12 protein-coding genes are annotated in these 10,990 nt (G+C 37.2%); 7 read left to right on the top strand and 5 right to left on the bottom strand.

Going from position 1 to position 10,990, the window contains the following annotated elements:
* The 3 genes from ACSHXM_RS18985 to ACSHXM_RS18975 form a co-directional block, all read right to left on the bottom strand.
* On the bottom strand, positions 1-423 hold a 423-nt coding region (locus ACSHXM_RS18985; RefSeq protein ID WP_435691455.1), incomplete at its 3' end, for an HAD family hydrolase.
* Complete coding sequence (locus ACSHXM_RS18980) at positions 420-1,340, bottom strand: transketolase family protein (protein ID WP_435691453.1); 921 nt, start codon at positions 1,338-1,340, stop codon at positions 420-422. The genes ACSHXM_RS18985 and ACSHXM_RS18980, both read right to left, overlap by 4 nt.
* Positions 1,340-2,149 (bottom strand): transketolase, encoded by an 810-nt coding sequence (locus ACSHXM_RS18975; RefSeq protein ID WP_435691451.1) that lies wholly within the window; start codon positions 2,147-2,149, stop codon positions 1,340-1,342. The genes ACSHXM_RS18980 and ACSHXM_RS18975 overlap by 1 nt, the downstream gene beginning before the upstream one ends.
* Positions 2,150-2,313: 164 nt before the next feature.
* Between ACSHXM_RS18975 and ACSHXM_RS18970 the strand changes: the two genes are divergently transcribed.
* The 7 genes from ACSHXM_RS18970 to ACSHXM_RS18940 are packed head-to-tail and all read left to right on the top strand — an operon-like array spanning position 2,314 to position 9,294.
* Complete coding sequence (locus ACSHXM_RS18970; protein ID WP_435691449.1) at positions 2,314-3,498, top strand: hypothetical protein; 1,185 nt, start codon at positions 2,314-2,316, stop codon at positions 3,496-3,498.
* Positions 3,495-4,280: a cephalosporin hydroxylase family protein gene (locus ACSHXM_RS18965; protein WP_435691447.1), complete on the top strand. Its 786-nt coding sequence runs from the start codon at positions 3,495-3,497 to the stop codon at positions 4,278-4,280. Before ACSHXM_RS18970 ends, ACSHXM_RS18965 begins: the two co-directional genes overlap by 4 nt.
* A 36-nt stretch (positions 4,281-4,316) precedes the next feature.
* On the top strand, positions 4,317-5,492 hold the full coding sequence (locus ACSHXM_RS18960; protein ID WP_435691445.1) for a radical SAM protein: 1,176 nt from the start codon (positions 4,317-4,319) through the stop codon (positions 5,490-5,492).
* An 18-nt stretch (positions 5,493-5,510) separates the two neighbouring features.
* On the top strand, positions 5,511-6,560 hold the full coding sequence (locus ACSHXM_RS18955; protein ID WP_435691443.1) for an NAD-dependent epimerase/dehydratase family protein: 1,050 nt from the start codon (positions 5,511-5,513) through the stop codon (positions 6,558-6,560).
* A gap of 9 nt (positions 6,561-6,569) precedes the next feature.
* Positions 6,570-7,790: a methyltransferase domain-containing protein gene (locus ACSHXM_RS18950; RefSeq protein WP_435691441.1), complete on the top strand. Its 1,221-nt coding sequence runs from the start codon at positions 6,570-6,572 to the stop codon at positions 7,788-7,790.
* Between the two features lie 5 nt (positions 7,791-7,795).
* Complete coding sequence (locus tag ACSHXM_RS18945) at positions 7,796-8,770, top strand: class I SAM-dependent methyltransferase (RefSeq protein ID WP_435691439.1); 975 nt, start codon at positions 7,796-7,798, stop codon at positions 8,768-8,770.
* A complete protein-coding gene (locus ACSHXM_RS18940; RefSeq protein ID WP_435691437.1) occupies positions 8,767-9,294 on the top strand; it encodes a dTDP-4-dehydrorhamnose 3,5-epimerase family protein in 528 nt (175 codons plus the stop codon). The genes ACSHXM_RS18945 and ACSHXM_RS18940 overlap by 4 nt, the downstream gene beginning before the upstream one ends.
* Before the next feature lie 34 nt (positions 9,295-9,328).
* On the opposite strand, the gene rfbF is transcribed toward ACSHXM_RS18940, so the two are convergent.
* Positions 9,329-10,105 carry a glucose-1-phosphate cytidylyltransferase gene (gene rfbF / locus ACSHXM_RS18935; RefSeq protein ID WP_435691435.1) on the bottom strand — a complete coding sequence of 259 codons (777 nt, stop codon included), beginning with the start codon at positions 10,103-10,105 and terminating at the stop codon, positions 9,329-9,331.
* A 52-nt stretch (positions 10,106-10,157) separates the two neighbouring features.
* Positions 10,158-10,990: hypothetical protein (locus ACSHXM_RS18930; RefSeq protein WP_435691433.1), on the bottom strand; the 833-nt coding region annotated here is incomplete at its 5' end.

The following is a 10,990-nucleotide window of genomic DNA, read 5'->3' as shown; positions in this document are numbered from 1 at the left end:
TTTCAAGTCAATTGTTGAGTTAAAGAACACTTTATTTCGAAGTGAAGTAAGCACATCGTTTTCCGAAAAAATGTGACACTCTAACCAATTCAAAGCTGCGGAATGAAAGTCTAACTTATCACCCACTATTGGATATTTAGTTTTATGACTAATAATTTTTAGTTCATGACCAGATTCAGCCCAATGCTTTAAGCAAGATACCACTCCAGAATAAGGTTTAGCTTCAGCAATTGTTTTTCCGTAAACAATACCCTGCAATTCCGTCCATTTACTTTCTAACCCTTTGCTAACAAAATAATGTTTCACTTCTTCTTTACTAGAACCAGATTGCCCATTCTTAAGCCACCCAAGACCAATAGCCGTGTCAAAAAACACTCCGGAATAATCGACAATCGTGTTATCAAAATCAATTCCGATAATCACAAACCAACCGCTTCTGTTATTTTCTGTGTAATATTATCAACAGTTAATCCAGTTTTTTGTCTAGCGCTAGCCTGACTACCGACTTGATCTATAAACTTGTCTTCAATCCCAAATCTAATCAGTCTTTTACTATATGCTCCGTCAACTATCCATTCAGCAATAGCACTACCAAACCCGCCAACCAAACTATGCTCCTCCACGGTAACAATTAAATCGAATTTGCACATTGCATCTTTTAAGTACTCACTATCCAAAGGTTTAACCGTATGCATACTAACTAACTCACAACTTTTCCCCAACGCCTCTAACCTATCTTTTACCTCAATGACTATGGGTAATATAGTCCCATTAACTAATAGGCAGACATCTAGTCCCTTGTCTAACACATGAGCTTTTCCTATGGTAAATTTTTCACCATTTTCGTAAATAGTTGGTTCATTCTTTTTACCAATTCTCAGATAAACGGGAGAACTTGAACTTAGTGCCTGCTTAAACAGCCCTTCCAGTTCTACTTTATCCGCGGGACACACAACTTGCATGTTTGGTAATACTCGCATTAATGCAATATCTTCAAACGAATGGTGAGTCGGCCCAAGGTTCGCGTAAGACAAACCAGAACCAGTCCCAACAATTACCACTCCTTGATTCTGATAAGCAATATCTACTTTTATTTGTTCGAAGTTTCTCGCCGTGGTAAATGGGGTGATTGTATAAATAACAGGCTTAAATCCCTCCATAGCCAACCCTGCCGCCATTGTGGCCATATTTGCTTCTGCAATACCTGCGTTTATCGTCCTTTCTGGGGCGACAACTTTAAGATCATTAAAAAGTCGGTTTCCTATATCTGCATATAATAAAATTACACTTTCATCTATTTTTGCTGCCTCAGTAATACATTTCGCAAATTGATTTCTCATTAGCAATTCAACTCCAATTTAGCCAGTTTAACTTCGTCCAAAGTAGGAATTCTATAATGCCAATTATTATCGTCGTGCATAAAAGATATGCCTTTTCCTTTAACTGTATCCGCAATAATAGCTAACGGTTTACTACTATCTCGTTCTAAATTAAACGACTGTTCCAATTGCTGAATGTTATGCCCATCAACTCGAATTGTTTCCCAACCAAAGCTACGCCATTTATCTTCCATTGGCTCTAGAGACATAATTTCACAACTTCTTCCAGTACCCTGAAGCTTGTTAAAATCGACAATGACGGTTAAGTTATCAAGCTTGTGAGCCGGGGCAAATAGAGCGGCCTCCCATATTGTGCCTTCATTTGTTTCACCGTCACCAACTAAAACAAAATGCTTGGAGGGTTTTCTCTGGATTTTACTAGCCAATGCTCTACCCGTTGCAAGTGATAACGCATGACCTAATGACCCTGAAACATGCTCAATACCGGGAGGAGCATTTACACCAGGATGCTCCTCTAATATGGAGCCATCCTTGCCTAAAGTATTTAACAACTCTAAAGGGAAGTAACCTCTATGCGCCAACATTGCATATAAAGCCGCACACGCATGGCCCTTTCCTAAATAAAACAAATCCCTTTCTTGCAACTCTGGTTGACTACCATCAACTTTCATAACCGAACCATAAAGAACAGCCAGTATATCTACACAGGAAAGCGCGCAGGCTAGGTGTGGCACGCCATTTTGTTGAGAAAGTCTCACTAGCTCATATCGAACATTTGCTGCTAATTTTTCAAGTTCATTTTGATGCATTCAGACTCCTACAAATTAATGAAAGATAAGTTCACTAAAATTGATTGTTTTTTGCTTATCGACAAATTCTGTAAAAAAATAAGAAATCTATTAATGAATCCGTAATAAAATGCGATACCTTATAAAAGGATACATGGTGTAACTTCAACTAACAAAGATAATCTATGCTAAAAATTGTAAAAAATTGCCTGAAGTTTCTTGCTAAAAGAAGTCCTTTAATTTCGATTTACCTGCACTACTTAAGAGGGAGAAAATCAGGTGGTCGACGAAAAAATATAAAGGCATTAATTAGTGACACTCCCCTTGAGAACGATACGTATGCAGCGGTTTGGGATTTTACTATTTGGCCATATGCGCTAGGCGATATATTAAATTGGAATATTTGTTTATGTTGTGAAGCTATTAATAAAGGCTTAAAAAACATAGATATTTATATTATTGTTGATGAAACACGCCCAAGTCCCAAAGTACAAGGATATATTTCAACCCATAATTATGAACGTTTCTTGCTAGATATTTTCCCAGCTTTTTATACTAATCCAATGTTAAATACGATAAAGATCTTTAAAAGTAGAAACGAATTTGAGCGAGAAATGATAAATCTCACTTGCCAAAAAACTGAATGTACCCCCAACATGTACAACTACGCTGAAAACTTGCAGTTGGCAAGTATGCCGGATAAACGACTGGCATACTCAGGGGAATTCAAAACGATTAACGAATTTTATAAAACGAATAATTATGTTCCGAAATTAAAAGCTTTTAAAGGTGTAGAAACCGTCGGTACAAATCTAAAGTTTGGATTTTCAAAAGACGTATTCTTTGTGAGTTTACATTTGCGCCAAAGAAAATCTGAGTTAGGCACTGTAGACAGTTCTGCAAGCCTTTATCGTGATGTAGAATTTGATCATTGGATAGCGTTTATTGAAAAGATAGGGAAGCTATATCCTAATGTAAAATTTTTACTTGCGGGTAGACACGAAGAAGTTGATCGTAGAATCTTAAATTTGCCTAATGTAATTTTCCTAAAACACTACGGCCATACATTAGCAGGCGAGCTTAGTGCAATAATAGAATCAGATTTGTTTATAGGCAGTAACAGTGGTCCCGCTATGATGGCGATGCTCTCCGATGTCCCATACTTAATATATCAGACAACTGCGGGTCAGCAATATACTGCTAAAATTTGTGACATTGAAGTAGGTAGCCCAACTATCCAGTTTGCCAATGAAAACCAATACATTATTTGGGGTGATCAAGATGCTCAGACATTATTTACCTCATTTGAAAAAGCTTATCAGGTCTTATCTGAGAAAAAAGGCATCCCCAAGGAGCAAACAACAGAATGAATCAAATTAAATCAATAACTATAAATTTTGATAAAAATAATGTCGATATAACAAATTCGGATATGACAAGTTTGACCCATGATATTGGTACTAAAGAAGCATTCAAAGCAATTTCAGCCGCAATGCTTCGCAGTGGATGGGATAATAAATATGTATATAGTTTTTCTTGGTTGGGGCGCCCTATCATTCAGTTACCAGACGATATGATCCGCATTCAAGAATTAATTTATTCAGTGAAACCAGATGTAGTACTTGAAACAGGTGTTGCACATGGAGGCTCTCTCATTTTTTATGCTTCAATATTAAAAGCTATGGGAAAAGGTAGGGTCATTGGTATAGATATTGATATCCGCGCGCATAATAGAAAAGCTATTGAAGAACATGCCTTATATGACGCTATAACTCTGTTTGAAGGGAGTTCAACTTCCCCTCAAATCATTGACCAGATAAGTAAAGACCTGAATCCTGAAGAACGTGTTATTGTTTTTTTAGATGCAAATCATACGAAGCAACATGTTTTAGATGAATTACATTTGTATTCTTCGTTTATTCCTGTTGGCTCTTATGTAGTAGCAATGGATGGCATTATGCAAGACATGGTTGGGGCTCCTCGTTCTGACGAAGACTGGGACTGGAACAACCCTACACAAGCAGCTAAAGAATTTGTAGCAAAGAACGATAACTTTATAATAGAAGAACCGGAAATTCCTTTTAACGAAGGAAATATTACCGACAGAGACCTAAGCTACTGGCCACACGCGTTTATTAAACGTATTGGATAGTTTAATAAAAAAGAATAGACGACTCAGGAGTTTGACATGCCTTCAGTATTTTTCTCAGAAGACGATATGTGTACCACACAAAAGCTTCAAATCGCTAGAGTTCAAGACTGGTTTATCGTAAATGGATGGGATGTTGCTGATACAGCTGCGGCTGCTGATATGCCAATATGTCTGACTTGCAATGGTTGGAAACTCTTGACAACTAACTCTTTCAACCGCATAAGCCAAATGCAAAAACAAGTGTCCAAGGATGCCCTTGTAGTTTTTGGCTGCCTAAATGATGCACACCCTAAAAAAGTAGCCGAGGTACACTCAGGGAAAACCATTTCAAATGCGAATATTGATTCACAAATAGACTCACTTATACCCGATGCAAAAATAAAATTTGCTGACGTTCCTCACAGTTCCGAATTTAGAACTAAAGAAGATTATCGTGTCTATGATCTAACTAAACAGTTTGTCAACATTGCAAACGGGTGCACGTTTAATTGTTCATTCTGTCATCATAAACCAGGATTAGGCGACAGGCGCAGCCGAACAATAGATGATATAGTCGAACAAGTGAAACGTCTGGTTAAGTTTAATGTGAGAATAGTCGTATTAACAGGGATGGAAACCTCTTTTTATGGCCAAGAACACGGCACTAATTTTGCCGAAATGTTAAAAGCAGTATTAGCCGTTGATGACTCATTCGAAGTACATATTGCCCAATTTCAGCCTCAAGGTGTTCACAAAATGTTCGACGAACTTGGAGAGTTGTTGCAATCAAAACGAGTAACCGACTTCCAGTTACCTATTCAAACGACGAGTAATCGATTACTCAAAATGATGAAACGAGCAGACCGAACCGATAAAGTTGGACCGTTTGTCGAAAAAATTCGTGAAAAGAATACTCGTATTATCATCCGTACGGATCTAATCGTTGGCTGGCCTACGGAAACAATGGAAGAATTAGAGGATTCGCTAGCCTTTGCTGTTAAATACTTCGATGAAATAGCTGTTTATGAGATTGAACTAGATCCAGACCTACCAGCTTGGAAATATCAAAAAGATGAATACCCTGTAGAAGAACGCAGAAGACGTGTTCTGTACGCCAAAAACTATATAGAACGACATGGAAGAATGGCACATTGTGGTCAGCAAGACGATGCGACGATGGAAGAAGTAGAACTTAAACGCCAAGAAATGAGATTAAGTCGTGGCGTCGCATAAATAAAACTGAGGAAGTAAATGAAGATTCTTGTTACGGGTAATTTGGGATACGTTGGTCCTGCAGTTTTATCGCAGTTAAAGAAAATTTATCCCGATTGCCAAATCTGTGGACTAGATACTGGATATTTTGAAAAGTGTAAGACAATTCAAAGTGCCTACCTAGAAAAAGGAATTGATCAACAAATCAAGATTGATATTAGAGAAATTGAGCCAGATCACTTTAACGATATTGATATAGTTGTTCACTTAGCGGCAATATCAAATGACCCTATGGGCGAAAAGTACGAGCAAGTAACCCGTGAAATAAACTTTTTGGCAAGTAAGAAATGTGCTCAGATGGCTAAAGCTTGTGGAGTTAATAGGTTTGTATTTGCTTCTAGTTGCAGTGTTTATGGAGCATCAGATACAAACAAATATGCAGATGAAGAGTCAGCACTAAATCCAGTAACGACCTATGCTAAGAGTAAAGTTGATTTTGAACATTACTTAAATTCAATTTGCGATGATAAATTCACGGCCATTAGCCTTCGCTATGCGACTGCATGTGGTGCAAGTTCTCGCTTGAGGCTTGATCTTGTTCTTAACGACTTTGTTTTTACAGCAATGAAAGAGCGAAAAATTAATATATTATCAGATGGCAGTCCGTGGCGTCCTTTAATCGATACTCAAGATATGGGTAAGGCCATTGCTTGGGCTTGTACACACAAGATGCAGAATGGTGAGTTTAATATTTCATTAAATGTTGGAGACGAAAAAAATAACTTTCAGATAAAAGAGTTAGCCTATCTCGTTCAAGAACAACTAGGTAATGTGGAGGTTTCCATAAATCAACAAGCTAGTATAGATAATCGCTCTTACCGGGTTGATTTTTCTAAGTTTAGAAGACTAGCACCGAGTTTTCAGCCTTCAATATCCATTACTCAATCTATTCAACAAGTCGCCACTTCTACTGAAGAACTGCTAAAAAAAGCGCCATCAACACATATAAATGAATATAAAAGATTGAATATATTAAGTGCTATGACAAACTCAAATCAGCTAGACGAACAATTAAAATGGCAGGAGTAGAGACTAATAATGACAAAGTGTAGGGCCTGTAATGGCTCCTTATCCCACTTAATGGCGGATCTAGGTTCCACACCTTTAGCAAACGCTTATTTATCAAAAGCTGATGAAGAAAGTGAGGAATCGTATCCTCTAGAAGTCCGCGTATGCAGCGATTGTTTTTTAGCACAAGTAGTACATGTTGTTAATCCTAAAGATATTTTTTCGGATTACGCCTACTTTTCTTCAGTATCCTCAAGTTGGTTGCAACATGCGCGCTCATATTGTTCAAAGTTAATAGCTCAAAAGACACTTTCAAAAAACAGCCTTGTTGTAGAGATAGCAAGTAATGATGGATATCTATTAAAAAATTTCATAGAAAAAAATATTCCAGTACTTGGTATTGAACCTGCAGAAAATATAGCGAAAGTCGCAAATGAAAAAGGAATCCGAACCGAATCACTTTTCTTTACAGAAGAAAGTGCAGCAACACTCGCTAACAAATATGGTCAAGCTAACCTAATCGTCGCCAATAACGTAGTTGCCCATGTGCCATATATTAGGGATTTACTTAAGGGCGTTTCGATAATGTTAGCTCCAAATGGCACAGCAACGTTTGAATTTCCGCATCTACTTACACTAATCAAAGAGTGTCAGTTCGATACTATTTATCACGAGCACTACTCATACTTATCCCTTACGTCTGTAGATATTCACTTAAGACAAGTAGGATTATGTGTCTCCGATGTTGAAGAACTGCCGACTCATGGCGGCTCTCTTAGATTATTTATCAATAGAATAAAGGATAACGTTAAACTTTCGCTAAACGTGAATAAGCTTAAACAGAGGGAAGTTGAAGCAGGTTTGATTGATGGAAAAGCCTATGAGGCTTTTTATCAGAATATCCTTACGATTAAATCTCAACTTATCAATTTCATTAAAAACGCACGTAAATCTGGAAAAATGATTGCCGCCTATGGTGCAGCAGCAAAAGGAAACACCTTACTCAATTACTGCCAATTGAATCAGCAATCAATAGAGTATATCGCTGACTTAAACCCAGAAAAACAAAACAAACTTATGCCGGGAAATCATATTCCGATTGTTGACCCAATCCATATAATGAAAACAAAACCCGACTATATTCTTATACTGCCCTGGAATATCAAAGAGGAAGTTATGGAGCAACTGCAAGAATGTCGAGAATGGGGAGCAAAATTCATTGTTGCTATCCCTCAATTAGAGGTTTACTAAATACAATGCATGATCATGATCACGATATAGAAGCCGAAGCTGAGGCTTTCAACTCACGAATTACAGAACGTTCACAAGCAGGTTTTATTGCCGACCTAAGACGTAATGTTCGTTGTGAATATTTTTACAAGAGTTTTTGGAGAGACCCTAAATTTACCGACCTTTACGTCGGCGAAATGAATCGAAATTATTTACGGCTAGTTTCGCAAAACTTGGGCCCAAATCAAAGGATTTTAGATGTTGGGTGCGGTGCAGGTTACTTCTCTCTTGAATTAGCGCGAGAAGGGCATTACGTTACAGGAATAGATATAGCTGATAAAGCGATTGATACTGCGCAAAAAGTGCTTGACCAAAACCCTTACAAGGATAAATTCGGTTCTCTTGAATACCGTGTATCTTCAATCGAGGAATTACTTGACTCTGACCTTCAAGCAAATCAATACGACGCAGTATTATTTTCAGGTGTATTACACCATTTAGAAGATATAGACAGTATTTTAAAAATGGCCAAAACACTATTGTCTGATGGTGGAATAGTTCTTGGCCACGAACCTTGTCATGAAAACTGGACACAGTCGGATGCTAGTGTTGTTGCGTTGATACGTTGTTTACTTGCCTTAACAAACTCTTGGCATGAAGAAATAGATGAATTACTCCCTCAATATGACGAAAGTTCGTTAGAGCAGTTGGTATCAGATATTAAAACAGAATACGTTGAAGAACGAGACAAAACCGAGGGTGGGCAGTCCCCTCATGACAACACCTTTAATGGCAAACAAATTATAGAAAGTGTTAGAGCGAACTTTGATTTATTAGAAGAAACACCTTCATCTTCATTTATTTATCGTGTACTTGGTGGAATTAGAAATAATATTGAGACTGAACATAAACTCGCCGAATTTCTTGCATCTTTCGATAAATTTGGCGTGAAAAATAAAATTATCAACCCTAATTACTTCTATTTTTGTGCTCGAAAATGAAGGTAAAACAAACCAATATTAGTGGAGCCTGCGTATTAACTCAGCATAAACATGCTGACGAACGAGGTTATTTTAGCCGTAATTATTGCCAGAAAACATTTACAGATTTAGGCTTGAGTGGTGGTTTTATCCAATCTAGCGAATCTTGGAATACTAATAAAGGGACACTAAGGGGGTTGCATTTTCAGTCTAGCCCTTATGAAGAAGTAAAGTTAGTACGCTGTATTAAAGGCAAGTTATTTGACGTTATTCTAGATTTGCGAAAGTCATCTAAAACCTATCTCCAGCACTTTTGTATTGAGCTAAAAGCTTTAGACGGTAATATAATTTATGTCCCAAAAGGGGTTGCACACGGTTTTTTAACATTGGAGGAAGATACAGTTATTGGGTACAGCATGCTAGAAGGAGAATATTCAGCCCAACATGCTACAGGCGTTCGTTGGGATGACCCAAAGTTTAAGATAGAATGGCCGTTCTCTCCAACTGTAATATCAGAAAAAGACGCGTCGTTTAAAAATCACTAATTAGTGTCGAACAATAATATGCAAAAGCCTCTCACTAACTCCAGATTTTCCATGGTGCATTCTCTTGTAACCAAAGCTTTTCTAGTAGATTCTTCTCTCTTAGTGTATCCATTGGCTGCCAAAAACCTAGGTGTTGATACGCTGAAAGTTGACCTTCTAATGCAAGTTTCTCCATCGGGTATTTTTCCCAAACACATTCATCTCCAGACACGTAATCAAGCACCTTAGGGGATAACACAAAAAAGCCACCGTTAATCCAGCGACTATCCCCTTCCGGCTTTTCATTAAATTGCGTTATTTTGTTACCACTTAATTTCACGTCCCCCCACCGGCCTGGAGGCTGAACAGTGGTCACTGTTGCTAAGGTATTATTTTGATTATGAAATTTAATCAATTTGTGAATATCAACATTTGCAAGACCATCTCCATAAGTCATACAAAATGGTTCATCATCTAGATATTCGGCAATACGTTTTATTCGTCCGCCAGTTTGCGTCGTTTCTCCAGTATCAACTAAAGTCACCTTCCAAGGTTCAGCATGTTTGTGATGCACCTCAACCTTATTATTTTGAATATCAAATGTAACATCTGAACTATGTAAAAAATAATTAGCAAAATACTCTTTTAAAACATAACTTTTGTAGCCACAACAAATTATAAAATCGTTAATTCCATAGGCCGAATAGATTTTCATTATGTGCCAAATAATCGGTTTACCACCTATTTCAATCATTGGCTTTGGTTTCAGGTGAGACTCTTCACTAATTCGAGTCCCATACCCGCCTGCTAGTATTACAGCTTTAATTTTCACTCTCCTAAAAGAAACTTGAAACAACAAGTAGCATTTATAATAATTGGTTTTGCTATTCCATCTCTTTTACAAATTTAAAAGCTCTATTTTTCATAATGGAAAATTCTTGACTAACTCTGCGTCGTAAAAATGGTAACACTTTATCAAATTGTTTCATTAGCTGGACTAATGATTGAATTTGCAAACTCTCTAGTTGCAACATATTAATAGAGCTTGGTTTAATCTGTTCTTTTTCTAACGGTTGATTAGCTATTGATGCATCTGAAGCTACTTTATCCAACTCATAATTAGATACACCAGCTTTTCTAAAGTATCCTCTCCAAGCATCAATTAACCTTTCATCTTCCCAGTGTGGGAGTCTTTCCATAGTAGAATATATTTCTGAATAAATTCTTTTTACAAATTCACTTCTAGATATATCAAACTCTCCCATTTCATTTGGGTATAACTGCCTGGCTATTGCTACAGGAGCAATTAAATGATTCCAATATGAAGGTAATTGAGGAGAATGAAATGGCATCTTGTCAACTGAATCATCGAATTCATTAATAAAGTCATCCATCCTTCCATTCTTTTGTCTTACTAATATTGAATGATAATTACTCTTTAAAGACCTTCCCCCAAAACAACAGTACTCATCAAAAAAATATGGCTTTTGAGTTTTACACATTAACAAAAGAGTCGCTGAATAATCGGGAGCCATTGGCCAAAAGAAACGCCCTGTTTCTTCAATTATTTCATTCGCTAATGATTTACTAAAAACAAAATTACACACATTTGGAAAGTTTCTGAAATCAAATTTACAAAACCTTTCAATCATTACACTTGGATCTACTTGAAACAAATACCCACTTGCACCCGGCTGAGCTTGAATAACGTTACCAA

It is taken from the genome of Paraglaciecola sp., from assembly GCF_051252315.1.
Classification (GTDB): Bacteria; Pseudomonadota; Gammaproteobacteria; order Enterobacterales; family Alteromonadaceae; genus Paraglaciecola.
This window is presented reverse-complemented; position numbering and strand designations above follow the sequence as displayed.